The sequence below is a fragment of the Devosia sp. LC5 genome, assembly GCF_000735585.1.
In the GTDB taxonomy this organism is placed as follows: domain Bacteria; phylum Pseudomonadota; class Alphaproteobacteria; order Rhizobiales; family Devosiaceae; genus Devosia.
In genome coordinates this window covers 100,996-124,578 of sequence record NZ_JNNO01000005.1, presented here as the reverse complement: position 1 = coordinate 124,578, position 23,583 = coordinate 100,996, and the positions used below count along the sequence as shown (strand labels likewise).

Annotated in this window: 23 protein-coding genes and 1 pseudogene; 16 read left to right on the top strand and 8 right to left on the bottom strand. The window is 61.5% G+C overall.

Features of this window, described 5'->3' with window-relative positions; all coding sequences use genetic code 11:
• On the top strand, positions 1–545 hold a 545-nt coding region (locus tag FF80_RS04140), incomplete at its 5' end, for a PQQ-binding-like beta-propeller repeat protein (protein WP_035097760.1).
• A 193-nt stretch (positions 546–738) separates the two neighbouring features.
• Here the strand turns inward: FF80_RS04140 and FF80_RS04135 are convergent.
• The 3 genes and pseudogenes from FF80_RS04135 to FF80_RS04125 all read right to left on the bottom strand — a co-directional run.
• A pseudogene (locus FF80_RS04135) lies at positions 739–1,030 on the bottom strand (IS110 family transposase); the annotation flags it as partial.
• A 416-nt stretch (positions 1,031–1,446) separates the two neighbouring features.
• Positions 1,447–1,698, bottom strand: coding sequence for a GlsB/YeaQ/YmgE family stress response membrane protein (locus tag FF80_RS04130; protein WP_035097758.1), 252 nt, complete (start codon positions 1,696–1,698; stop codon positions 1,447–1,449).
• Between the two features lie 143 nt (positions 1,699–1,841).
• A complete protein-coding gene (locus FF80_RS04125) occupies positions 1,842–2,324 on the bottom strand; it encodes an SRPBCC family protein (RefSeq protein ID WP_035097757.1) in 483 nt (160 codons plus the stop codon).
• Between the two features lie 306 nt (positions 2,325–2,630).
• On the opposite strand from FF80_RS04125, the gene FF80_RS04120 reads away from it, so the two are divergent.
• Genes FF80_RS04120 through nagA form a run of 3 tightly spaced genes read left to right on the top strand, consistent with a single transcriptional unit; the run spans position 2,631 to position 5,607 of the window.
• The gene (locus FF80_RS04120; RefSeq protein WP_052153157.1) at positions 2,631–3,419 is read left to right on the top strand and encodes a GntR family transcriptional regulator; all 789 of its coding nucleotides are present in this window, start codon (positions 2,631–2,633) and stop codon (positions 3,417–3,419) included.
• Positions 3,416–4,444, top strand: a complete 1,029-nt coding sequence (locus FF80_RS04115) for an SIS domain-containing protein (RefSeq protein WP_035097755.1) — start codon at positions 3,416–3,418, stop codon at positions 4,442–4,444. The genes FF80_RS04120 and FF80_RS04115 overlap by 4 nt, the downstream gene beginning before the upstream one ends.
• Positions 4,441–5,607 (top strand): N-acetylglucosamine-6-phosphate deacetylase, encoded by a 1,167-nt coding sequence (gene nagA, locus FF80_RS04110; RefSeq protein WP_035097754.1) that lies wholly within the window; start codon positions 4,441–4,443, stop codon positions 5,605–5,607. Before FF80_RS04115 ends, nagA begins: the two co-directional genes overlap by 4 nt.
• 1 nt (position 5,608) lies before the next feature.
• Here the strand turns inward: nagA and FF80_RS04105 are convergent, their stop codons facing one another.
• On the bottom strand, positions 5,609–6,352 hold the full coding sequence (locus FF80_RS04105; protein ID WP_035097752.1) for an SDR family oxidoreductase: 744 nt from the start codon (positions 6,350–6,352) through the stop codon (positions 5,609–5,611).
• 444 nt (positions 6,353–6,796) lie between these two features.
• Between FF80_RS04105 and FF80_RS04100 the strand changes: the two genes are divergently transcribed.
• The gene (locus tag FF80_RS04100) at positions 6,797–8,152 is read left to right on the top strand and encodes a porin (RefSeq protein WP_035097751.1); all 1,356 of its coding nucleotides are present in this window, start codon (positions 6,797–6,799) and stop codon (positions 8,150–8,152) included.
• 332 nt (positions 8,153–8,484) lie between these two features.
• Positions 8,485–10,245 carry an OmpA family protein gene (locus tag FF80_RS04095; protein WP_035097750.1) on the top strand — a complete coding sequence of 587 codons (1,761 nt, stop codon included), beginning with the start codon at positions 8,485–8,487 and terminating at the stop codon, positions 10,243–10,245.
• Between the two features lie 5 nt (positions 10,246–10,250).
• On the opposite strand, the gene FF80_RS04090 is transcribed toward FF80_RS04095, so the two are convergent.
• Positions 10,251–11,192, bottom strand: a complete 942-nt coding sequence (locus tag FF80_RS04090; RefSeq protein WP_035097749.1) for an alpha/beta hydrolase — start codon at positions 11,190–11,192, stop codon at positions 10,251–10,253.
• Between the two features lie 52 nt (positions 11,193–11,244).
• Positions 11,245–13,272, bottom strand: a complete 2,028-nt coding sequence (locus FF80_RS04085; protein WP_081917231.1) for a lytic transglycosylase domain-containing protein — start codon at positions 13,270–13,272, stop codon at positions 11,245–11,247.
• A 247-nt stretch (positions 13,273–13,519) separates the two neighbouring features.
• On the opposite strand from FF80_RS04085, the gene dapA reads away from it, so the two are divergent.
• Positions 13,520–14,395, top strand: a complete 876-nt coding sequence (dapA, locus tag FF80_RS04080; RefSeq protein WP_035097748.1) for a 4-hydroxy-tetrahydrodipicolinate synthase — start codon at positions 13,520–13,522, stop codon at positions 14,393–14,395.
• Positions 14,396–14,400: 5 nt separating this feature from the next.
• Positions 14,401–14,898, top strand: coding sequence for an SsrA-binding protein SmpB (gene smpB, locus FF80_RS04075; RefSeq protein WP_052153155.1), 498 nt, complete (start codon positions 14,401–14,403; stop codon positions 14,896–14,898).
• Positions 14,899–14,906: 8 nt separating this feature from the next.
• Here the strand turns inward: smpB and FF80_RS04070 are convergent, their stop codons facing one another.
• Positions 14,907–15,611, bottom strand: coding sequence for a hypothetical protein (locus FF80_RS04070; protein WP_152558255.1), 705 nt, complete (start codon positions 15,609–15,611; stop codon positions 14,907–14,909).
• 56 nt (positions 15,612–15,667) lie between these two features.
• On the opposite strand from FF80_RS04070, the gene FF80_RS04065 reads away from it, so the two are divergent.
• The gene (locus tag FF80_RS04065; protein ID WP_052153154.1) at positions 15,668–16,429 is read left to right on the top strand and encodes a DUF1007 family protein; all 762 of its coding nucleotides are present in this window, start codon (positions 15,668–15,670) and stop codon (positions 16,427–16,429) included.
• Between the two features lie 25 nt (positions 16,430–16,454).
• On the opposite strand, the gene FF80_RS04060 is transcribed toward FF80_RS04065, so the two are convergent.
• Positions 16,455–17,048 (bottom strand): NYN domain-containing protein, encoded by a 594-nt coding sequence (locus tag FF80_RS04060; RefSeq protein WP_035097743.1) that lies wholly within the window; start codon positions 17,046–17,048, stop codon positions 16,455–16,457.
• A 250-nt stretch (positions 17,049–17,298) separates the two neighbouring features.
• On the opposite strand from FF80_RS04060, the gene rpoZ reads away from it, so the two are divergent.
• The 7 genes from rpoZ (at position 17,299) to era (ending at position 23,531) form a co-directional block, all read left to right on the top strand.
• Positions 17,299–17,667 carry a DNA-directed RNA polymerase subunit omega gene (gene rpoZ / locus FF80_RS04055; RefSeq protein WP_035097740.1) on the top strand — a complete coding sequence of 123 codons (369 nt, stop codon included), beginning with the start codon at positions 17,299–17,301 and terminating at the stop codon, positions 17,665–17,667.
• 106 nt (positions 17,668–17,773) lie between these two features.
• Positions 17,774–20,050 carry a bifunctional (p)ppGpp synthetase/guanosine-3',5'-bis(diphosphate) 3'-pyrophosphohydrolase gene (locus FF80_RS04050; protein WP_035097738.1) on the top strand — a complete coding sequence of 759 codons (2,277 nt, stop codon included), beginning with the start codon at positions 17,774–17,776 and terminating at the stop codon, positions 20,048–20,050.
• A complete protein-coding gene (gene pyrE, locus FF80_RS04045) occupies positions 20,043–20,636 on the top strand; it encodes an orotate phosphoribosyltransferase (RefSeq protein WP_035097736.1) in 594 nt (197 codons plus the stop codon). The genes FF80_RS04050 and pyrE overlap by 8 nt, the downstream gene beginning before the upstream one ends.
• Positions 20,633–21,052, top strand: a complete 420-nt coding sequence (gene acpS, locus FF80_RS04040; protein WP_035097734.1) for a holo-ACP synthase — start codon at positions 20,633–20,635, stop codon at positions 21,050–21,052. Before pyrE ends, acpS begins: the two co-directional genes overlap by 4 nt.
• A gap of 30 nt (positions 21,053–21,082) precedes the next feature.
• Positions 21,083–21,907, top strand: a complete 825-nt coding sequence (gene lepB / locus FF80_RS04035; RefSeq protein ID WP_052153153.1) for a signal peptidase I — start codon at positions 21,083–21,085, stop codon at positions 21,905–21,907.
• Positions 21,904–22,611, top strand: coding sequence for a ribonuclease III (gene rnc, locus FF80_RS04030; protein ID WP_035097731.1), 708 nt, complete (start codon positions 21,904–21,906; stop codon positions 22,609–22,611). The genes lepB and rnc overlap by 4 nt, the downstream gene beginning before the upstream one ends.
• Positions 22,608–23,531, top strand: a complete 924-nt coding sequence (gene era / locus FF80_RS04025; protein ID WP_035097729.1) for a GTPase Era — start codon at positions 22,608–22,610, stop codon at positions 23,529–23,531. The genes rnc and era overlap by 4 nt, the downstream gene beginning before the upstream one ends.
• Positions 23,532–23,583 lie beyond the last annotated feature (52 nt).

Below are 23,583 nucleotides of genomic sequence, written 5' to 3'. Positions count from 1 at the left end.
TTGGCCAATCCAGCATCCACCTGCATTGCCTGCACTGCCAAACCGGGGAGAAAATCTGGTCGGTCGAGGTCGATCAGTATCATTTCAATGTCATCATGGCCGGCAACCTGTTGCTTTGGGGCGCGCGCAACGCGCTCAATGCCTATGATCCGGCCACTGGCGCGCTGGTGACGCGCCTGGCCATCCCGGAGGGTACGGCCATCACCTCCGGGCCGGCATTGGCGGACGATACCATTATTGCCGCCGATGACAGCGGCATCATCCGCGCCATCGCGCTCGAACAGAAGGGCCTGCTGTTCAAGAAGCCCGTGCTGCGGGAATTGTGGTTCAATTCCCTGCCGGGCAGTTTCGCCGGCCAACCCCTTGTCGCCGGCGGCCACGTCCATGTCCTGACCGAACAAGGCCAGGTGCATTGCTACAACCTTGCCGGCAATGCCATTGGCCCCATCCTCAATATCGAAGGCGGCAAGGGTGGCGGCCTGGCGGCGGCAGGCGACGCAATCGCCATATCGCAAGGTCGCGTATTGGCGCTCTATCGGCGTTGAACTGCGGCGGCCGGTGCGTCAATCCAGGCGCCACCTCTGCCGAACCTGCCGGCTGGCAGCGATCATCGATGTGGTCCGCCCGTTCAACCACTGCGACGGGCTCTACCTCTATGTCGAGATCAACAGCGGTACGGTGAGCCAACTCCACCACTGCCGCAGCGACAGTCTGAACCGCATGGTCGGGCGTGTCCACTTCGCAGATCGCCTCGGCGTCCACCGCGTCGTTCTTGCCGCGCTTCACATAAGGCTTCACGTAGGCCGGCGGCATCATGCGACCTCATGGCTCAGATTGGTCAGCTCGCGCGCCCAATGATGCGATGTCCCGCTCGCCTCCATGCCAATCAGACAGGATGGCAACTTGGTGAAAAACGGCAGCACCTGCGATCGCCGCAATGCCTTGCGGACAACAACATCTCCAGACGCTCAACGGCATGAACTTGAAAAACACGCTTGGCCAAATCGAGGCCCACGATGGTAATCTGCATGGCGGATGGCTCCTTTGCTCGGGTTGCCTGATAGCAAACCCACTTTGGCACTCAGATGCCGGGAGCGGGAGCCATCCACCTTATCCGCTTTCTACCCCCTTTCAGCCGGATCAGCCCAACCTGGTGGCCCCCAAAGCCGTGTCCATTTCAGCCCCGTCCCTCAACGGCCATGTTGAGCAATTTCCTGATCCTAGCCCGCCCTTGAAATAGCAATGTGCATGATACACATTGGTTTTCGAGCCTTGGCCGCTGAAAGTCCCGCGTTTCCGGAACTCCCGGAGAGTCCCATCCTCTCCGCCATTTATTTGCGAATCGATGAAACCGGCCGGCCGCAGCGTGGTTTTGGCTAAGCCCCTCACTGCTGCGGGGCCGGCTGACCCCGGGCAAACGCTCGGGGTCCAGTGCGATGACAAAACTCAGCGCGTAACGGCGCGGCCGATCGCGATGATGATGCAAGCGCCGATAAAGCCTGCGATCAGGTAGCCGAGCCATCCGCCAAACGAGATGCCCAATAGTCCAAGTATCAGGCTGGCGACGATGGCGCCGACAATGCCCAGAATGATGTTCATGAGCAGGCCCGTATTGGTCTGCATGAACTGCTTGGCCAGCCACCCGGCAACACCGCCGATGATGATTGCCGCAAGCCAGCCTACACCGTCAAAACCCATTGTTTTCCTCCTCAAGAAAGGGACTCGACACCAAGGAGCCTGACATAATGGGCGCAGAAGGCAAGCTATGCGCGCATCCGGCCAAAGTTGCGGCCCTTGCGGCCACAACTTTAGCTTACGGCCTCGCGCAGCGTTAGTCTGCCTTAGATGCGCTTGACCAGTTCTTCCAACTGGTCCGCACACTGGCCCCATCCTTCGTGGAATCCCATATCTTCGTGGGTCTTGCGGTCTTCCGCTGTCCAGTGGCGGGCGATTGCGGTATACCGCGTCTTGCCGGCTTCTTCGGTGAAGGTCAGGATTACGGTCATGAACGGCTTGGCCGAGGGTTCCCAGTCCCCGATATAGGCATCGGTGAACACCAGCTTCTCATTGGGGACGACCTCCAGGTATTGCCCGGGATTGGGATATTCAGTGCCGTTTTCATCGGCCATCGTCACCACGCTGGCGCCGCCCACCCGCACATCCAGCACGGCCTTAGGTGTCGACCACGGCTTGGGCGCAAACCATTGCGTCACCAATTCGGGCTGCGTCCAGGCGGCATAGAGCTTCTCGCGCGGCGCATCGATCAGGCGGGTCAGCACCAGGTCGCGATTGGCATCCTGGGCGGTGTTGGCTTGAGCGGTCATTTTGCAATCTCCATATGTTGCGGGTTCAACCTGTCAACGAGCCGCGTAACGGCTTTTCGACAAAGCCATGCTCCTTTTCCTAATTTTTATCGTATCAACCGGCTTTTTGCCGTGTAATGCCAAAAAAATACCACTTCCGCCTTCAATCTCGCTGCCGTGATGCCAGCAGGGGCGCTTCGCCCAAACGACAAGGAATTATCCGCTTATGCCCGGCCAATCGCCGTCGGGAGTCATTTTTGGCTTGGTGAATGGTATTTTATTGGTATCTTGATGCAGGCAAGCGCTAGCGTCTTATGCGGGGGAGCCGTGGCTGACCTGACCAATAGTTTGTTTTTCGATGGCCCGGTGGTCCTGCCCACTGGCGGCCCGCTTTATCTCCAGCTCAAGCGCTGGATCGAGGATGCCATCAACAAGGGCGCCATCAGCCCCGGCGATGCGCTGCCCTCCGAGCGCGACCTGGCGCTCAAGGTCGATGTCTCGCGCGTCACCGTCCGCAAGGCGGTGCTGCAGCTGGTTCAGGATGGCGTTCTGGTACAGCGGCACGGCTCGGGCACCTTCGTCGCCCCCCAGCCGCAGCGCGTCGAACAATCGCTGTCCCAACTCACCTCCTTTACTGAGGACATGGCCCGCCGCGGCATGGCCGTGCGCTCCGAATGGCTTGATCGCGGCCTCTATCTGCCTTCGCCGGAGGAGACCGTTATCCTTGGCCTGTCGCCCGGCGAGCATGTCTCCCGCATCGCTCGTTTGCGGCTTACCGGCGATACGCCATTGGCTATCGAGCGGGCGAGTCTGTCGGCCCGCGTCCTGCCTGATCCGGCGGTTGTCTCGGATTCGCTCTATAAGCTGCTCGAACGCTCCGGTAATCGTCCCATCCGCGCCATCCAGCGCATCAGGGCCGCCAATCTGGGCGCCGAAGATGCCGATCTGTTGCAGGTCGCCGCCGGTTCGGCCAGCCTCAATATTGAGCGCACATCCTACCTGGCCTCCGGCCGGGTCATCGAATTCACCCGCTCCATCTATCGGGGCGATACCTATGACTTCGTCGCCGAACTGCGGATCGGGGACACGTCGTCCAATGGAGCCGCCAAACCATGACGAACCAGACCCATATGCGCCGCGAGATCAACGAGATCCCCAGCGCCGTGGCCAATTTCCTCGACAAGAGCGCGCCGGTCATCACAGCCGCTGCCGCAGCTCTGCGCGCTAGGGACCCGTCGCTGGTCGCCACCGTGGCGCGCGGCTCATCCGACCACGCCTCCACCTATCTCAAATACGCCATCGAACTGACGCTGGGCCTGCCCGTCGCCTCCATCGGCCCCTCCATTGCTTCGATCTACAACAAGCAACTCCGGCTTGATCGCGCCGTGGCCATCGCCATCTCCCAGTCTGGCAAAAGCCCCGATATCGTGGGCATGGCCCAATCCGCCAAGCGTGGCGGCGCCACGACCATCGCCATCACCAACACCGCCACTTCGCCGCTGGCCGAAAGCGCCGATTTCACCATCGACCTGCATGCCGGCGTCGAAAAGTCCGTCGCCGCCACCAAGACCTTCGCCACCTCCATCGTTGCCGGCCTTGCTCTGTTGGCCGAATGGAGCGGCGATGCGGACCTGTCCCGCGCCGTCCACGCCCTGCCGGAATCGCTGGCGGCGGCCGTCGCCTGCGACTGGTCCGAACTGATCGGCGCCCTTGATGGCCACAACGCACTCTACGTTCTCGGGCGCGGTCCCGGTTGGGCCATCGCCAATGAAGCGGCCCTCAAGTTCAAGGAAACCTGCGGCGTCCAGGCCGAATCCTACAGTTCCGCCGAAGTGATGCACGGCCCGGTTTCCATCGTCACGCCGGGCTATCCAGTGCTGGCCTTGGCCGCCCGCGATGCCGCCGAGTCCTCGGTTGCCGAAATGGCGCATAAGCTGGCCGGGCAGGGCGCCTTGGCCTTCCTTACCAGCGATCACCCCGGCCCGGCCGTCCGCCTGCCCTTCGCGCCCACCGGCCACCCCATCACCGATCCGCTGGCCCTTATCGTCTCCTTCTATGGCTTCGTCGAAGCTCTCGCCCGCCATCGTGGCCTCAACCCCGATGAGCCTCGCCTGCTCAAAAAGGTAACCGAGACGGTATGAGCGATCTTCTTGCGGTAACGGGCGCCCGTATTTTCGACGGGCACGATTGGCAGGACGATGCAGCCCTGCTGATCGAATTCGGCCAGGTCTGCGGCATCGTGCAGGCGGGCGCCGTGCCCGCCAATGCCGAAACCGTCCATTTGGCTGGCGGCATGCTGGTGCCCGGCTTCATCGATCTGCAGGTCAATGGCGGTGGCGGGGTGCTATTCAATAACGACCCTACGCTTGAGTGTATCCGCACCATCTGCGCCGCCCACGCCCAATTCGGCACCACCGCGCTGTTGCCGACGCTGATTACCGACACTGTCGAGGTCAATATCCGCGCCATCGCTGCCGGCGCCGCTGCAACCACCCAAGGCGTTCCCGGCTTCCTTGGCCTTCACCTCGAGGGGCCGCATCTCTCCATTGCCCGCAAAGGCACGCATGACCCGGCCCTGATCCGCCCGATGGACGACGCTGATCTCTCCCGCCTGCTCGCCGCCCGCCAGCAGGTACCGAACCTGCTCTGCACCGTCGCCGCCGAAACCGTCACTCCGGCCCAGATCGCGGCGCTGTCCGCCGCCGGCATCGTGGTCAGCATCGGTCACTCCGACGCTAGTGCCGGCACGACCGCTGCGGCCTTTGCTGCCGGCGCAAGTATGGCCACCCACCTCTTCAATGCCATGAGCCAATTGGGCAACCGCGAACCCGGCGTCGTCGGCGCGGTACTAGTGCATGACAATGTCTTCGCCGGCCTGATCGCCGATGGCATCCACGTCCATCCCACCACGATTGACATAGCCCTGCGCGCCAAATCCGGCCCCGGCCGCATTTTCCTGGTCACCGACGCCATGTCGCAAACCGGCACCGACATCAAGACGCTGACGCTGAACGGCCGTACCATCACCCGCTCCGACGGCGCCCTGCGCCTCGCCGATGGCACACTGGCCGGCGCCGACCTCGACATGATCGACGCCGTCGAGTTCATGTGCACAAGCATAGGCCTGCCCCTCGATGAGGCGCTGCGAATGGCCTCGCTCTATCCCGCCCAAGCCATAGGCATCGCCGCCGACCATGGTCACCTCCGGCCCGGCGCGATAGCAAACTTCGTCCACCTCGACGCCGCGCGCCACGTCGCCTCGACCTGGATAGCCGGCACCAAAGTCTATCAGGCCGCCGGTTAGGCTAACCTCGCCCGATATACGGCATGGTCGTCGCCATCACCGTCATGAACTGCACATTCGCGCTCAGCGGCAGCCCGCTCATATAGAGCAGTGCATCCACCACATGGGCCACATCGAATGTCGGCTCCGGCATGATCGTGCCATTGGCCTGCAGCGAGCCCGAATTCATATGGCTGGTCATATCAGTTGCCGCATTGCCGATATCGACCTGCCCGCAGGCAATGTTGAACGCGCGTCCATCCAGCGAAATCGCCTTGGTCAGCCCGGTAATCGCATGCTTGGAGGTTGTATAGCTCGCCGCGCCCGGCCGGGGCGCATGCGCAGAGATCGAGCCATTGTTGATGATCCGGCCGCCCTGCGGGCTCTGGTCCCGCATCGCCCGAAACGCCTCGCGCGCGATATAGAAGGCGCCGTTGAGATTGGTATCGATCATTTCGCGCCAGGTCGGCACGTCGATATCCCCGAAGGACAGGGCCGGCGCAAATCGCCCGGCATTGTTGAACACCACGTCGATCCGCGGATGCTGCGCCCGCAGCCCGGTAAAGAAATGCGCCACCTGCGCCGGGTCCGTCACGTCGCACGTCGCCCAATAGGCGCCGGTTTCCGCCGCCACCGCTTCGAGGGCCTCGGCGCGCCGCCCGCAAATCGCCACCCGGTATCCCGCCTTGGCAAAGCCGATAGCCGCCGCCCGGCCAATTCCAGAGCTTCCCCCCGTGATAACGGCGACTTTGTCCCTATGTGTCATGCATATTCCCCCATTGCCGGCAGCGCGCTGCCCCATTGCGTCCCGATTACCGGCACATTCCCGCCACGTCATTGCGGCGGGCTTATGGGCGGCGGGAAATACCGTCAAAGGCACAGCCTTGCCCGGTTACCACCCCAAGAGGCTGTTAACCCCTTCAAAAGATGGAAAATTTAACCCCGGATTCATCCGCCTTAACGAGTGATTACCGTGTGTGTGCTGAATCTGCAACATTGGGGGTGCAACCATATTGTGGCGGCCCCAAAACCGGCTTTGTTCGATTGCGTCCAAAGTTTGCATGCGTAGAGTGGGTCTTGCGAATCCATGCATGGGATCGTTTGTCGGTCGCAACGCGACGGCAACACACTGCACCACGATAGTGTGGTCGCGTTACGGCAAACCGCTGGGTAACCGGCACCAAGAATGACTGACTTTGGAGGTCAAATAATGAAACTCAAGAGCCTTATCCTCGGTTCTATTGCCGCCGCTGGTCTCTCGACCGCTGGCTATGCAGCCGATCTGGGCGTGCTGACGTCGCTGGACGTTTGCGACTCGCTCGGCATCTCGGGCCTGACGATCTCGTCGGACACCAACTGCCTGCAGATCTCGGGCGGCGTGAAGTACGAATTCTACTGGGGCGACTACAAGGACGAGCCGATCGTAGGCTTGGTCGGTCCGACCGACGATATCGTGAATTTTGGCGGCCCCATCAACTTTATCGGCGCCGGCTCCGGTCCTGACGGCGAGCTTGATTGGCGTACGAAGTCGACGGCATGGCTGAAGTTTGTCGGTTCGTCCGATAGCGATTTCGGCACTGCCAAGGCCGTGTTGAAGCTGAACTTCCAGGAGCGCTGGGATGTTCAGAACGAGGCTGACTATGAAGCCCACGGCGACAACGGCCTTGTCATCGACGAAGCCTATGTTTCGGTTGGCGACTCGACAGTCCTGATGGCCGGTAAGAAGAGCACCATTGGTAACTTCGGTGACTCGCAGCCCTTCAACTTCCTGCGTACCTTCGGCTACAACGAAGTTGACAATGGCATCCTGCTCGAAGGCGACGAAGACGGCTTCGGCGGTCACGTCATCCAGATCGTTTCCGATCTCGGCAACGGCGTCTCCGTCGGCGTCGGCCTTGAAAACCTCGAAGGTCAGACCATTGGTCCTTGGACTGAGGTCGAGAGCACGGGTACCCTGGTCGGTGTTGTTAGCTACGCTGGCGAAAACGTCACTGCACACCTGACTGGCTTTGCTGGCGGTATCATTGATGGCACGACCGAGTTCTACGGTCTGCATGCCGGTGCTACCGGTACGTTCGACATGTTCAAGGTCCGCGCGGCTCTTGGTTACGTACAGAACGAAGTACTCGACGATTCCAAGCTCCATGCTTTGATCTCGGCCGAAGCTGGCTTCGATATGTTCACCGTCGCTCTGTCGGGTGAATACGTTGATACCTATGGTCTTGAAGGCTACGGTGTCGCCGGCTCGATTGGCGCCACGATCACCGATGGTATCAAGATCAACCTGGGTAGCCGTTGGTTCCACAGCGACACTCTCGATGTTGACACCGTTCAGGTTGCTGCTCAGCTCATTGCTGCGGTCACTGAGACCATCGAAGTCACCGGTGAAGTCGGTGGTTACTTCGGCAATGGTGTTGAACTCGGCGCTGGCGTCGATAGCGTCGGTTACGGTGCTCTGGGCGTGAAGTGGGCTCCTGGCGGTGGTTTCACCTCCAGCCTGAAGGGCGAACTGACCACCGAAAGCGCCTACAAGGTGTCGTTCACTGCCGAGAAGACCTTCGACTAATCGTCGATCCTTCTTATGGATTGGGAAAGGCCCGGCTCTGCCGGGCCTTTCTTTTTGTCGTTGTGGATGCATCTCGCTCGTCCGGCAGTCTCAAGGGCCGCGCCATTCACCCACCACGATGTCATTCCCGCGAAAGCGGGAACCTCTGTTTCCTTCGGCAAGGGCAGAGCGCCCATGATTCGCAGCTTCGCTCACCCCCCTCTCACATCTCCTCGTTCAACATCTGAATCCTACATAAAATCCAAACACTTAACCCGCGCATTTTCGTTCCAAAGCCGGGCGAAATGCTCTAGGTTTGCCGCCAATTGCGGAATTCTCTTTTTGGAACGGGCATGATCAAGGACCTCATCAAATGGGTCGCGCCGGGGCTAGCCATGGCTCTGGCGGCAACAACCATTTGTCTCACGAGTGCAGCCGCCAATGATGGTGCCCAGCGCCTTGATCCTGCTCCGCTCATCGTGGCGCAACTCCAATCGGGCGGTAGCATCGTCACCCTGGATGCGCCGCGCATTGCCGATTATTGGGTGAGCGCCACGCTGCAGCCCGGTGGGACTATCGTCTTCGACGGCTACGCACCCGATGAGGCTACCCGCCAAGCTCTGCGCCAGTTCCAGGGCGCCGATATTTCCTGGCTCAAATTGGGGAGCGGGGCACCCGGCAATTACCGCCCAGCGGTCGATTTCGGCCTCTCGGTGCTGGCCCGCATGAGCGAGGGCCGCTTCGCCCTGCGCCAGAATGTCATCACCATCAATGGCATAGCCCGCTCGAGTGCCGATTATCAGGCCCTGCGCAGCACCATCTCCGCCGGTGCGCCGCAAGGCCTCGTTCTCGCTCAGGCCGAGATCACCGCGCCCGTCGCCGCCAATTTCACCTGGACCGCCACCAAATCTGCCGGCGGTGCTATCCTGCTGTCCGGCTCCGTGCCCAGCCCCGACGATGAAGCGGCATTGCTGGCCAGAGCCGGCGCGAATGCGCGAACCGGCATGACCTATGCCTCTGGAGCGCCCAACGGCTTTAGCGGATCGGCGCAGACTGCCCTGGCTTTGCTGCAGCGCTTGTCCGAGGGCAGGATAGTGCTGGAAGGCGCCGCCTGGACTCTGACCGGCACAGCGAAATCACCCGCGGACAAGGCCGCCATCGAAGCCGAATTCACCAGCAAGCAGCTTGCGGCCGCCGGCTGGTCCATGGCCATAGCTGCACCTGCGGCCACTGTCGCAACCACCGCGCCGGTCACTACGCCAACTGCGCCCGAGACGCCCCCTGCAGCTGAGCCTGCGGCTGAAGCGCCGGCGCCAGATCCAGAACAAAATCCCGTAATCATTGATCCCGCCTATACTTTCTCGGCAACGCGTGCTGAGGGGCAGACTGTCCTGAGCGGCCAGGTCCCTACCGACGCCGACCTGCAGGCGCTTGCCACCCAGACCGGCGGCTCCATCGATGCCCTCTCCGTCGCGGCCGGCGCCCCGGATGATTTCGTCGCCAATGCCCAACTCGGCCTGCAGCAACTGGCTCGAATGACCGACGGGCGACTGAACTACGGCGCCGATGTCTGGTCCTTATCCGGCACCGCGCCCGATAGCGTCACGGCCGACGCCATCAAGGCTGCCATCGCCGCTGCGGCGAACCCCGCCGATTGGACCGCCACTATCGCCATTCCTGAACCAGTTGCGGCTCCCGTCGCCGCAGCTCCTGCAACACTGTCGGCCGCTGCCGCCGAGGTCGCCGCCTGCGTGGCGCCGCTCGCCGATTTTTCGGCCCGCAATGCCATTCTCTACCAATCCGGTGCTGCCGTCATCACGGCCGCATCCGAGCCCGCACTCGATGAATTGGCCGCAGACCTCTCCGCTTGCCCCGATGCCGTAGTGCACATCGAAGGCCACACCGATGCCGACGGCGATGATGCCTCCAACCTGGCCCTGTCGGTGGCCCGTGCCGAAGCCGTCATCGCCGCCTTGGTCACGCGCGGCGTTAATCCCGACCGCCTCTATGCCGTCGGCTATGGCGAATCCAGCCCGATGGCGGACAACGAAACGCCCGCCGGCAAACGCCTGAACCGGCGCATCGTCGTCACTGTGCTGCCGGAACACTATTAGGAACGCTAGGCCGCGCGGCCCAATGCCGTCCGGCTGGTGCGGATGACAAACTCGGCAACCGCTTCGATCTCGTCGCGCTGATCGAACAGGGCAGGCGAACCTTGCCCGGCAATGGTCAGCGCCACCGCGTCCGGCCGCCGCCGCTGCATTTCGTCAAAGGTCTCGCGCCGTAATTGATCGGTCAATTGCGTGCGCAGTACCATCAGCGGCGCGCAGCGCAGCGCGTCGAACAGCGGCCATTGCGCCACCAGAACATCATCGAGATTGATGCTGCCCAGCGCTTCGATCAGCCGTTCATCATAAAGCGGCCGCGCGCGTCCATGCCGGTCGATCATATGGCTGCGCCCCATTAGCGCATCCAGCTGCGCCTCCGGCAGGCCCGGATAATCCCCGCTCAACATGCGGCGGAACCCAGCCGTCACGAACTTGCTGCCGCGCAGGCTTTCGACATGCCTCAGATTATTGCGCAGCCGCACAATACCGCGCGAATCCGTCACCGGCCCCGCATCCAGCAGCACCGTTCCGGCCACCAGCAGCGGATGGTCCATCGCCAGCGCCATGGCCACCTGCCCACCATGCCCCTGGCCCAAAATCACCGCCCGGTCGATCCCCAGCGCCGGCAATATGCTCGCAACATCCCGCGCATCGGCAAGCGAGCTATAATCCTCCGCCCGCGCCCGGTCGTCGGCACGCCCCCGCCCCGGCAAATCGAGCAACACCACCGGCCAATTGCCGCCGCCCATGCGTTGGAAATAGGCCGCAAACTCGGTGAAATCGCTCATATTGCGCTGATAGCCGGGAATGCAGACCACTGGCAGTCGCTGGGTCGAAAGCCGTCCGGAAATGTGGACCGCCGCTCGCAGATGCCCCGCCGAGACGCTCACGCGGGTCACCGGCAGGGCTGCAAAAGCGGGATGATCATCGGGGATTGTGCGTTTGCGGGCCATAGCAATCTTTTAGGGAACGGGCCGCATTGGCCTCAAGCGAAATCGGCGTTCATCACCGGATTGTCCGCAACGCTTCTTGCAGCGTCAGCCCGCCATCACCCAGCCGCTCGCGATAGACCAGATAATTGCCCAGCACGCGCTGCACATATTTCCGCGTCTCCTGGAACGGGATCAATTCGACCCAGATTACCGGATCGACATTCTCGGCCCGCGGATCGCCATAAGCAGCAATCCATTTGTTCGCATTGCCCGGCCCCGCATTATAAGCCGCCGCCGCCAAGACCAGCGAGCCGTCATACCGCTCCAATTGCGTTCCGAGATAAGTCGATCCCAACAGCGCATTGTAAGCCGCGTCGCTTATCAAGCGGCTGGCCGAATAATCGACGCCCACCTTGCCCGCCACTTCCTTGGCGGTGCCTGGCATCAGCTGCATCAACCCGCGTGCACCCGAGGATGAAATCGCGTCGAGCTGAAACATCGATTCCTGCCGCGCAATGGCGTAAACCGCTGCCCGGTCGGCCGCCAATCGGGCATCGGCCGGCAACCCGTCCTTGGGAAAGCTGAACAGATCGAGCGGAACGCCCAACTTGTCGGCCGCATCGGCAATCAGGATCGCGACATTATGGGCGCCGATTTCCTGCGCCAGCCGCGCCGCCAGCAGCAATTCGCCGCCGGTCTTTAACCCCTCGCCATAATGGCGCAGCAGCGGCACGGCCATGCTCTGCCGCCCGTTTGCGGCCAGCAGGCGAACCGCGCGCACGATCGGATTGGCGTTGAACAGGCTTTCGCTATCCTGCCAATGGGGCAGGGGGCGGATTTCCACGCCCTTATGGCCCAACTCGGCCCGCGCCAATTGCCCATAATAAACATTGCCATAGCGAGCCGCCGCCTCATAAGCTGCTTTGGCTCCGGCCGCATCACCCAGCTTGGTATCAGCCCGCGCCAGCCAGTAATTGGCCTGGCTCACCGTGTCCGGCAAGGTGGACAGCGCCTTTTGCGCGGTAAAATGCTGCTTGGCCGCCGCCGCATCATCCAGGAACGACAGCGCAATCCAGCCGGCATGGAATTGCGCCTCCACCACGCGGCCATCCGGCCCCTTGGTGTAGCCAGAAGCCACCTGATAAGCGAGCTTGGGCTGCCCCGCATTGAGCAATTGCCGGATCAGCGCGCGCCGCTCATACCACCATTCGGCCGCGTCCGGCAGTTCCTCCGGCGCCTTGTTGAGCCAGTCGACGGCGCTCTGCCATAGTTCGAACTGTCGCGCCCGCTGCGCCCGCGAAAAGATAAAAACCGGGTTGGAATGCATCGAGGGGTCGACGCTATCGAGCTGTTTTTTGGCGTCGGCATCGTTGCGCGACACGGCGGCTCGCGCCACCACCAGCGATTTCTGTGCCGGGCTCAAAAACTCCAGCAACCGCTCGCTGGCCCGCGCCCGGTCATGCATCATCAGGTGCTCTGCACGCGCCCAATGCGTATCGCGATCTAGCAGGGAGCCGAGCTTGTCCAGCACGGTTTTTTCCTGCTCCGGGGTCAGAAAATTGTCGATCCAGATGCTGTGCGCCAGCCGTGTGGCCCGGTCTTTCTGCCCCTCGGCCAGATAGGCCGAAGCCAGCATCACCTGCGCCTCGATCGTATTGGGCACCGCCCCGCCCAGCGCGGCGATAACCTCCGCATCGGCAGGCTCGGCCTTGACCAGCGCCTGCTCGATCCGCGTTCGATAGATGCTGCTGGCCGCGAAATCAGGCGCATCGGCGGCAAAACGCTGCACCGAGTGATAGTCGACCTTGCCCGGGCTGAAATAGATCGCCGCCCATTGCACCGTCCGCCGCTCAAGCGCATCGGGCAGGGTGCGAGCCGCCTGATACGCCCCCGCCGCATCATCGCCGCTCAGCAGATCCAGCGCCGCGCGAAACGCAACTGAACCCTTGGTATTCAGGGCAGGCGTAGCCGTCCCGCTGTTGATTGAACCGGAAACCACATTATCAATGGTGTCATTGGCCACGATCACATCGGCCACTGGGGTTATGCTCAAAACGCCCAGCGCCGCTGCGATGAGGCCCGCTCGAAAGCCGTGTCCCATCTGCCGTCCTGCTGCTCACATTCAACCGGCCGGCAAGAACCCCCATCCGTCCGGTTAACCCAAAGTTACCCCATCTGGGTAAACATCAAGTTGCCGCCACTGTCCTATGCCGCTCGTGTCGCTGCCGCCTTGTGATGGCTTGCAATAAAAACTATGGTGCGCCACTCAAATCAGCCGCCATTAAACGGCTATGACATTCCGCCACGGCTGAACTGTGGCGTCAAACAAACCGAGGAATACCAGGCAAATGCTCAGAGGATCGATTACGGCACTCATCACTCCCTTCGTTAATGGGGCAGTGGACGAGAAAGCCTTCTCGAGCTTTGTCGATTGGCAGATCGCCGAGGGCACTCACGGCCTGGTTCCGGTTGGCACTACGGGCGAAAGCCCCACTGTCAGCCACGAAGAACATCGCCGCGTCGTCGAAATCTGCGTCGAAGTCGCCAATAAGCGCGTTCCGGTAGTCGCCGGCGCGGGCTCGAACTCGACCGCCGAAGCCGTCTCGCTCGCCCGTTTCGCCGAGGAAACCGGCGCCGATGCCGTGCTCTCCGTCGTGCCCTATTACAACCGCCCCAACCAGGAAGGGCTGTTCCAGCACTTTTCGGCTGTGGCCAGCGCCGTGGGCATTCCGGTCATTCTCTACAGCGTACCCGGCCGTACCACCGTCGATCTTACCGTCGACACCATCGTGCGCCTGGCAGAGGCGCATTCCAATATCATTGGCGTCAAGGACGCGACGGCCAATATGGAGCGCGCCAGCCTGCAGCGCGCCAAGCTCGGCAAGGATTTTATCCTGCTCTCCGGCGACGATAGCTCGGCACTGGGCTTCAACGCCCATGGCGGCCATGGCTGCATTTCGGTCACCGCCAATATTGCCCCGCGCCTCTGCTCGCAGATGCAGGAGCTCTCGCTTGCCGGCGATTTCAAGGGCGCATTGGCCATCCAGGACAAGCTGGCCTACCTGCACAAGGACTTGTTCATGGAGCCCAATCCCGCGCCGGCCAAATACGCCGCCAATCGGCTCAATCTTTGCGCTAACGAGCTGCGCCTGCCGCTTTTGCCGATCAGCAAGCCAACGCAAGAGGCGATGGACTTTGCATTGAGCCATGCAGGCCTTATCTAACCTTTATGGCCAGCAAGAACGACAAATCCAAGAATGGTGTAATCAGCCACGGCCTCGTGGCTGAAAACCGCCGCGCGCGCTACGATTACGAGATTATCGACACTCTCGAAGCCGGCCTTGTGCTGACCGGCACCGAGGTCAAGTCACTGCGTCTCGGCAAGGCCCAGATCACCGAATCCTACGCTTCCCCGGAAAAGGGCGAGCTGTGGCTGATCAACGCCCATATCCCAGAATATCTGCAGGCCAACCGCTTCAACCACGAAGAAAAGCGCCCCCGCAAATTGCTGGTCTCGCGCAAGCAATTGGCTCATCTCGGCCAGGAAGTTTCCCGCGCCGGCAATTCCATCGTGCCGCTCAAGCTGTTCTTCAACGACCAGGGCCGCGCGAAAGTGCTGATTGGCCTGGGCAAGGGTAAGAAGAACTACGACAAGCGCGAAACCGAGCGCAATCGCGACTGGAACCGCGACAAATCCCGCATCATGAAGGAGGGCGGGCGCGGGTAGGGCGCCCGCTATTGCGAGGTCAGAGACTGCGCGGCGGCATGGCTCGCCCGCAGGGTTTCACCCGCTCCGGCCGCCGCATTCCCTTTCAACAGGAAGTCGACCTGATAGAAAATGCCGTTGGCCAGTGACGCACTGTGTCGACAAGTCAGGCCCCAGCCGGTCTCTTCGGCAGGCGCGCAACTCGCGGCGAGGCGGCTCCCGTCCACAAGCGTCTCCATATAGCTCCAGCCCGGCTGGTCATATGTCACGACCTCGCCTTCCACGTCGGCGGGTGACAGCTCAGCCGGGCGCAACATTTGCGTACCCACGCCGGGAACGCTACCCGAACGAAGCACCATTTGTACAATCTGCGCAGTCCCGGTCCCGTCGCGGCTTTCGCAGGCTGACAGCAGAAACCCTTCGCCGCTACAGGTCGCCCTTGCCAGATAAAACAAATAGCGCAGCTGCACCGCCGGCAATGTACCGGGGTTGGCAGCAAAGAAGCTCTCGCGGCGCTTGCTGATCTCGGGGTCGGCGCTGAAGCCCATAGGCACGATCTGCCCGTCGAGATCAAAATCCACCACCAGATAGTCAGCGATGGGGACCGTGATGGGCATCTGGTTCATCGTCACCTTCAGCTCGGCGGCAATGGCGTCCGCGCCCAATGCAGGAGCCATGACGCAGGCCGCCAGCAGAGCGACCCAATGCCGGCGATGTTGGCGCAGTCTTTTCAATGCTTGCAGCTCTGCTAAAGTCGGACGACCCGATAAATCTATCTAGGGCACAAGTGTTGCGTTTTCACGCCCTTTCATCGGGCTTCGCCCTGGCGGCGTTGCTGCTCACCCCCGGATGGGCTTTTGCACATCCTCATGTCTTCATTGATGCGCAGACAACGATTGCCTTCGACAATGCGGGAAATGTAACGGCCATCGAGCATCGCTGGACTTTCGATCGGGCATTTTCCGCCTGGCAAATCCAGGGACTGGACACGAACGGCGACGGCAATGTCAGTGGCGACGAACTCTCCGATCTGACGCGCGACAGCATGGCGGACCTGGCCCGCCGCGAATTCTACACCTATGCCGGGGAGGGCGCGACCGACCTGCATTTCGTGGTCGGCTCCGATAGCCGCATGTCCTATGTCGGCGGTCGCACCGTCCTCGATTTCTCCCTCAAGCCGACCCGGGCCTATCGCATCGGCGAAGAGCTGGAAGTAGCGGTCTATGATCCGGAATATTATGTCGCGCTCGGCCTGGACGATATTGCCGCGGTGACCCTGCGCGATGCTCCAGCCGGATGCAGCGCGAGCCTGCGGCCTGCCAAGCAATTGCCCCCAGAGCTTGCCGATCAATTGAACGCTCTGCCTACCGAAGTAACCGAGCTGCCGCCCGAACTCGGCGCAGTACTGCGCGGCATGCAAGGCGCCATTCTCGTTCGTTGCGAGGAGGGCGAAGCGCCGCCCCCTGGTGGTCAATCCACCGACTTTGACAATGCACCGCCGGGCCTACCGTTCGGCCGCCCGGCGCATCAGCCGATGCATCCAACACCCTGAACCGGGGTTGCTCACCAACGTCCATTCAGTCCGGGTCCGTTTCGTCATCCACCACAGGCACGGCCGCTGGGGCGACCACCGGCCGTGTGCTCGGCGGGCGCCCCACGCTCTTGGCCAAGTCCGCCACATCGATGAAAAAGTCCGCCTGCCGGCGCAAATCATCGGCAATCATCGGTGTCGAGGTGGTCAGCGTCGATACCACCGTCACCCGTTTGCCCTTGCGCTGCAAAGCCGCCACCAGTGCGGTAAAGTCGCCGTCACCGGAAAACAGCACCATATGGTCGTAATAGGGAGCCAACTCCAGCGCGTCGACGCAGAGCTCGATATCCATATTGCCCTTGATCTTGCGGCGGCCCGCCGCGTCGGTGAATTCCTTGGCCGGCTTGGTCACCACCGTGAAGCCATTATAGTCCAGCCAGTCGATCAGCGGCCGGATCGAGGAATATTCCTGATCTTCCACCAGTGCGGTGTAATAGTTGGCGCGCAGTAAATAGGCTTTGGCGTTGAACTCAGCCAGCAATCGCCGATAGTCGATATCCACGCCAATGGCCTTGGACGTCGCGTAGAGATTGGCGCCATCGATGAACAGTACTATTTTTTCGCGCGGATCAATGGGCATGATGAACTCCTGTACCCAGCAGCGAGGCTGCAAAATTACTTGCGCCCGATAGCGGGCAAAAAGCAGCTAAATTAAGTTCCGCGGCTCAATTTATCCGTCAAACTCGGTATTCGCACATTTGCTCAGGCCCCCGCAAGCGTTCTGCGCTCACCTTTGCGCCACTGAAAACCAGGCAAGCGTGTGCAAACCTTGTATCCTGATAACCTCTCGTGTATGGGAAGCGTTCATTCCATAAGTTTTGGAGACGTTCGTGGCCCGCGTCACCGTCGAAGACTGCATTGAAAAGATCGAGAACCGCTTCGATCTCGTCCTCATGGCTGCGCATCGTGCGCGCATGATTTCCTCCGGCGCTCAGATCACCGTATCCCGCGATAACGACAAAAACCCGGTCGTTGCCCTGCGCGAAATCGGCGACGGCGCCATTTCGCCGGAAGACCTGCGCGAAGACCTGATCCATTCGCTGCAGAAATATGTCGAAGTCGACGAACCCGAGCAGCACGCTGCTCCGCTGATCGAAAGCGCCAATGGCGACGACTCGATCAATTTCGACACCATCAGCGAAGAAGAATTGCTGCGCGGTATCGAAAGCCTTGCCCCGCCGGAACGCCGCGACGATTGATCCGGCTTCAAGCTATCGTATAGGAGAGGGCGTTCGGATCACCGGACGCCCTTTTCATTTCTATTCCAATCGCTAAGCTCCCCCTGCGGGTGAGGCACTTACAGTCATGATGCGTCAGTATGAGCTCGTCGAGCGCGTTCAGGCCTACAACCCGAACGCCGACGAGAATTTGTTGAACAAGGCCTATGTGTACGCCATGCAGAAGCATGGCTCGCAAAAGCGCGCCTCTGGCGATCCCTATTTCAATCATCCCCTCGAAGTCGCCGCCATCCTGACCGAGCTCAAGCTCGACGATGCCTCCATCGCCGTGGGCCTGCTGCACGACACGATCGAGGATACCGACGCCACCCGCGCCGAGATCGATCAGCTCTTTGGCTCGGAAATCGGCGCTATTGTCGATGGCCTGACCAAGATCGAGCGGCTCAATCTGGTTTCGCGCGAGGAGGCCCAGGCCGAAAACCTGCGCAAGCTGCTGTTGGCCATCAGCCAGGATGTACGCGTTCTGCTGGTGAAGCTGGCCGATCGCCTGCACAATATGCGCACCCTGCAATACATGCCGCCGGAAAAGCGCACCCGTATTGCCCAGGAAACCATGGATATCTATGCCCCGCTCGCCGGCCGCATGGGTATGCAGGACATGCGCAACGAGCTCGAAGACATCTCCTTCAAGATTCTCCAGCCCGATCACTACAACGCCATTACCGAGCGTCTCAACGAGATGCAGGCCGAATATCACGAAACGATTTCGACCATTTCGACCGAGCTTAGCGAACGCCTCGCCGCCGAAGGCATCACGGCCCGCGTCAAGGCCCGGGTCAAATCGCCCTACTCAATCTTTTCCAAGATCGAGCGCAAGTCGATTGCCCTGGAACAGCTCTCCGACATGATTGGCTTCCGCGTCATCGTGAACTCGATCGAGGAGTGCTACCACACGGTGGGCGTCGTCCATACCAAGTGGAAAGTCGTGCCTGGCCGCTTCAAGGACTATATTTCGGTCCCCAAGCACAATGATTACCAATCGATCCACACCACCATTGTCGGCCCTGGCCGCCAACGCGCCGAGCTGCAAATCCGTACCGAGGAAATGGACCGCATCGCCGAATTCGGCATCGCGGCCCACGCTCTCTACAAGGACGGTGCCTCCGCCGACATGGGCCGTATCGAAATCGAGTCGCAGGCCTATGGCTCGCTCCGTCAGACCATTGGCCACCTGACCCAGGGCCTCTCGACCGAAGATTTCGTCGAATATACCAAGCTGGAACTGTTTCAGGACCAGGTGTTCTGCTTCACCCCGCGCGGGCGTCTCATTGCCCTGCCGCGTGGCGCGACGCCGATCGACTTCGCCTATGCGCTGCATACCGATATTGGTGACACCTGCGTCGGCGCCAAGATCAACGGCGCCATCCTGCCGCTGGTGACCCAATTACGCAGCGGCGACGAAGTCGAGATCATCCGCGATCAGAACCATATGCCGCCGTCCAACTGGATCGGTATCGCCGCCACAGGCAAGGCGCGCGCCGCCATTCGCCGCGCTGTGCGCCATGCTGCCGCTCAGCGCGCCTTTGCCCTGGGCGAACACGTTCTCAAGATGATGCTTGAGCGCGAAGGCGTTATGCTCGACGACAGCGAGGCCAAGGCACTGGCCGAGGCACTCGGCTCCCCATCCAAGCGTGATTTGCTGGTCGCGGTCGGTGAAGGCAAGATCGGGTCGGAGCCGCTGGCCGCCGAACTCGGCCGCCTCAAGGGTCTGCGCAAGCGCCGCCGCAAGCTCGATCTCCCCGTCGCCGACACCGCCGATGGCTGGTTCGCGCTGCGCGCCACCGATCTGTTCCGCTTCCGCGTGCCGGGCGGCCAGCGCTCCGGCCCCCGCGCCAAGGCGGCTTTGGCCCAGCTCGATTTCCACATGCCCGTCACCATTTCGGGGGAGGGGGTGGTGCCCGGCGATCGTCTCGTGGGCATCCTGCAGCCCGACGCGCCTATGCTGGTCTATCCCATCCATTCCGAGGCGCTGATCGATCTGCACGACAGCGACGTCGCCTGGGTCGATGTGCGCTGGAATCTATCTGGCAAGGAAGACCTCTATCCCACCGTCATTTCGATGGAATCGGTCAATCGCCCCGGCTCGCTCGCGCAGATTTCGTCGGCCATTGCCGCCTGCGACGCCAATATCAACAATCTGGTGATGCGGATGATTTCGCCCGATTTTCACCAGATGATCTTCGAAATCGAAGTCCGCGACCTTGCGCAATTGACCGATGTTCTGGCAACGCTCAAGCGTAGCCCGGGCCTTTCCTCCGTCCAGCGCGCGGGCATGCGGGAAGCCAGCATGATTTCGACGCTGGAATGGGACGGCAATATCGACCGGAGAAATGAAGATGACTAAGGATGAAGTGCTGGCGATCTTCCGCGAATGTGGCGCCATGCTCGAAGGCCATTTCATCCTATCCTCGGGCCTGCGCTCCCCCATTTTCCTGCAAAAGGCTCGGGTCTTCCAATATCCGCACCAGACCGAAAAGCTCTGCAAGGCACTCGCCGCCAAGATCCATTCCGAAGGCTTCGGCAACGCCACCAAGATCGTCTCGCCTGCCATTGGCGGCATCATCCCCGGCTACGAAACCGCCCGCCACATGAACTTGCCCGCGCTTTATACCGAGCGCGTCGAAGGCAAGTTCGAATTGCGCCGCGGCTTTGAAATCTCCCCCGATGACAAGGTGATTGTGGTCGAAGACATCGTTTCCACGGGTCTCTCCATCCGCGAATGCGTCGAGGCCCTGCGCGGCATCGGCGCCAATGTCATCGCCGCCGCCTGCCTCATCGACCGCTCCGGCGGCGAGGCCGATGTCGGCGTGCCACTGGTCAAGCTCATCGATTTTAAAGTCCCCGCTTACCCCGCCGACCAACTCCCCCCCGAACTCGCCGCGCTCCCCGCCGTAAAGCCCGGCAGCCGCGGCATTCAGGGGGTGAAGTGATCATCGGCCTGGGCTCCGACCTCTGCCAGATCGGCCGTGTCGAGCACACGCTCGAACGGTTCGGCGAACGCTTCACTCATCGCTGCTTCACTGAGATCGAGCGCCGCAAATCGGACCGTCGCGCCATGCGCGCCGCCTCCTATGCCAAGCGCTTCGCCGCCAAGGAGGCCTGCTCCAAGGCGCTGGGCACCGGCCTCAATTTCGGCGTTTATTGGCGCGACATGGGCGTGGTGAACCTGCCATCGGGCAAACCGACCATGCATCTGACCAATGGGGCTGCCAAGGCACTGGCCCGGCTTGTCCCGCCCGGACATGTTCCCCACATTCACCTGACCATCACCGATGACGCCGGGCTTGCTCAAGCCTTCGTCATCATCGAGGCGCTGCCAATTGACCCGGCAGTCACAAACGCCTAACGCTTCGGCACCACTCCCCCGGGGATATTCATGAGCCAGCCCGCCGACAAAACCGCCAAGAAGTCCGCCGCCAGCGAGTGGTGGGAAACCATCGTGGTCGTCGTCGAGGCGCTGCTGATCGCCATCGTGCTGCGCTCCTTCCTCTACCAGCCGTTCTCCATCCCCACGGCTTCCATGCAGCAGACGCTGATGATCGGCGATTACTTCGTCGCCAACAAATTCGTCTGGGGCTATGGCAAGCATTCCTTCTCGCTCGGCCGCTATGGCGATTTCAGCCTGCTCGATTTCGAGCTGCCTATCTCCAATCGCATTTTCGGCCGCGAGCCCAACCGTGGCGACGTTGCAGTGTTCCGCCCGGTTCCGCAGAATATCGAATATATCAAACGTGTTGTCGGCCTGCCGGGCGATCGCATCCAGATGCGCGAAGGCCGCCTTTACATCAATGGTGCCATGATCGAGCGCGAAGAACTCGGTAAGGCGCAGGATACCGATAGCGAAGGCGATACCCGCGAAGTCACGGTTTACCGCGAGACTTTCCCTGAGGGCACGACCCACATTATCCAGGAAATCTCCGACAACGCCTCGCTCGACAACACCCAGGAATATGTTGTTCCCGCCGGCCATTACTTCATGATGGGCGACAATCGCGACCGTTCCGCCGATAGCCGCGTGCTGAGCCAGGTCGGCTATGTCCCCGCCGTCAATCTGATCGCCAAGGCCGAGGCCCGCTTCTTCTCCATCAAGGACAATCTGCCGCCCTGGCAGATCTGGCAGTGGCCGGCCAATGTGCGCTGGGACCGGATGTTCCAGCCCGTCTCCAGCGACCAGCCCTACGACACCACGGCCACCCCGTGAGTCGAGCTGCGCGTAATCACGACAAGCTCCAGTTCCGGCTAGGCTACCGCTTTGCCGATCCGGACTTGCTCAATCGCGCACTCACCCATTCCAGCGCCGTCTCACCCGCCAAACGTATCGAGCGCTCCTATCAGCGCCTCGAGTTCCTGGGCGACCGCGTCCTTGGCCTCGTCGTCGCCGATATGCTCTACCGCCGCTATCCCAAGGCCAATGAAGGCGAGCTGAGCCGCACGCTCAATACCCTGGTGCGCAAGGAAACCTGCGCCATCATCGCCCGCCAGCTCGACCTAGGCAGCGAAATGAACCTTGGTGATAGCGAAGCGCGCACGGGCGGTGCCGAAAAGGACGCCATCCTTGGCGACGTCACCGAAGCCGTCATCGGCGCCATCTATTGCGATGGCGGGTTGGACAAGGCCTATGAATTCGTCGAGCGCATGTTCGAGGAATTCCTGGCCGATGGTTCCGCCAACAAGGCCGACGCCAAAACCACGCTGCAGGAATGGGCCCAGGCCCGTGGCCTCGAGCCCCCCACCTATATCCAGACCGAACGCACCGGTCCCGACCACGCCCCCCAATTCACCATCTCCGTCTCTCTGGGTGATTTCGAAACGCTGAGCGCCACCGGCCCTTCAAAGAAGATCGCCGAACACAAGGCCGCCGAGCTGTTCCTTATCCACCAGAAAGTCTGGAAGGAGCCCGCATGACCACACTCCCAGAACTCACCGACACTTCCTGCGGCTTCATCGCCCTGGTCGGCGCCCCCAATGCCGGCAAGTCGACCCTGCTCAATGCCCTGGTCGGCACCAAGGTGTCCATCGTCACCCACAAGGCCCAGACCACGCGGTCCCAGGTCCGAGGCGTGGTGACGCTCGACAAGGCCCAGCTCGTCTTCATCGACACGCCCGGCATTTTCGCGCCTAAGCGCCGGCTCGATCGCGCCATGGTCGACAGCGCCTGGGGCGGGGCAGGGGATGCCGATCTCGTCGCCTTTTTGATTGATGCCGAAAGGGGGATAACCCCCGATCTTGAATCACTGCTGGAGGGGCTGGCCAATATCAACCATCCCAAAATCCTGATTCTGAACAAGATCGACACCATCAAGAACGAGGCCCTGCTGGCCCTGTCGCAGACCCTCAACGACAAGCTGCGCTTTGAGGCCACCTTCATGATCTCGGCCCTCAAGGGTTATGGCGTGCAGGATTTCATGGATTGGTGCATCAAGCACATCCCGCCCGGTCCGTGGCACTTCCCCGAGGATCACCTGACCGATCTCACCATGGCCATCACCGCCGCCGAGATCACGCGCGAAAAGCTGTTCCTGCGCGTCCATGACGAGATTCCCTACAATTGCACGGTCGAAACCGAGAGCTTCAAGATCCAGAAGGACGGCTCCTACAAAATCGACCAGGTCGTCTACGTCACCCGCGACAGCCACAAAAAGATCGTACTCGGCGCCGGCGGCCAGACCATCAAAACCATCGGCCAGGAAGCCCGCAAGGAACTGATGGAAATGTACGAGGTGCCAATCCACCTCTTCCTTTTCGTCAAAGTCCGCGAAAAATGGGGCGACGACCCCGAACGCTACCGCGAAATGGGCCTCGAATATCCCCACGGCAAGGGCTAACCGCCCTTCTTCCCCTCTCCCACCACCCACAATGTCATCCCCGCGAAAGCGG

Excerpts from the sequence above, each read along its gene's own strand:
- FF80_RS04130 (WP_035097758.1), bottom strand. The coding sequence starts at position 1,698 with ATGGGTTTTGACGGTGTAGGCTGGCTTGCGGCAATCATCATCGGCGGT.
- FF80_RS04125 (WP_035097757.1), bottom strand. The coding sequence starts at position 2,324 with ATGACCGCTCAAGCCAACACCGCCCAGGATGCCAATCGCGACCTGGTG.
- FF80_RS04115 (WP_035097755.1), top strand. The coding sequence starts at position 3,416 with ATGACGAACCAGACCCATATGCGCCGCGAGATCAACGAGATCCCCAGC.
- nagA (WP_035097754.1), top strand. The coding sequence starts at position 4,441 with ATGAGCGATCTTCTTGCGGTAACGGGCGCCCGTATTTTCGACGGGCAC.
- FF80_RS04105 (WP_035097752.1), bottom strand. The coding sequence starts at position 6,352 with ATGACACATAGGGACAAAGTCGCCGTTATCACGGGGGGAAGCTCTGGA.
- FF80_RS04100 (WP_035097751.1), top strand. The coding sequence starts at position 6,797 with ATGAAACTCAAGAGCCTTATCCTCGGTTCTATTGCCGCCGCTGGTCTC.
- FF80_RS04095 (WP_035097750.1), top strand. The coding sequence starts at position 8,485 with ATGATCAAGGACCTCATCAAATGGGTCGCGCCGGGGCTAGCCATGGCT.
- FF80_RS04090 (WP_035097749.1), bottom strand. The coding sequence starts at position 11,192 with ATGGCCCGCAAACGCACAATCCCCGATGATCATCCCGCTTTTGCAGCC.
- FF80_RS04085 (WP_081917231.1), bottom strand. The coding sequence starts at position 13,272 with ATGGGACACGGCTTTCGAGCGGGCCTCATCGCAGCGGCGCTGGGCGTT.
- dapA (WP_035097748.1), top strand. The coding sequence starts at position 13,520 with ATGCTCAGAGGATCGATTACGGCACTCATCACTCCCTTCGTTAATGGG.
- smpB (WP_052153155.1), top strand. The coding sequence starts at position 14,401 with ATGGCCAGCAAGAACGACAAATCCAAGAATGGTGTAATCAGCCACGGC.
- FF80_RS04060 (WP_035097743.1), bottom strand. The coding sequence starts at position 17,048 with ATGCCCATTGATCCGCGCGAAAAAATAGTACTGTTCATCGATGGCGCC.
- FF80_RS04050 (WP_035097738.1), top strand. The coding sequence starts at position 17,774 with ATGATGCGTCAGTATGAGCTCGTCGAGCGCGTTCAGGCCTACAACCCG.
- pyrE (WP_035097736.1), top strand. The coding sequence starts at position 20,043 with ATGACTAAGGATGAAGTGCTGGCGATCTTCCGCGAATGTGGCGCCATG.
- lepB (WP_052153153.1), top strand. The coding sequence starts at position 21,083 with ATGAGCCAGCCCGCCGACAAAACCGCCAAGAAGTCCGCCGCCAGCGAG.
- era (WP_035097729.1), top strand. The coding sequence starts at position 22,608 with ATGACCACACTCCCAGAACTCACCGACACTTCCTGCGGCTTCATCGCC.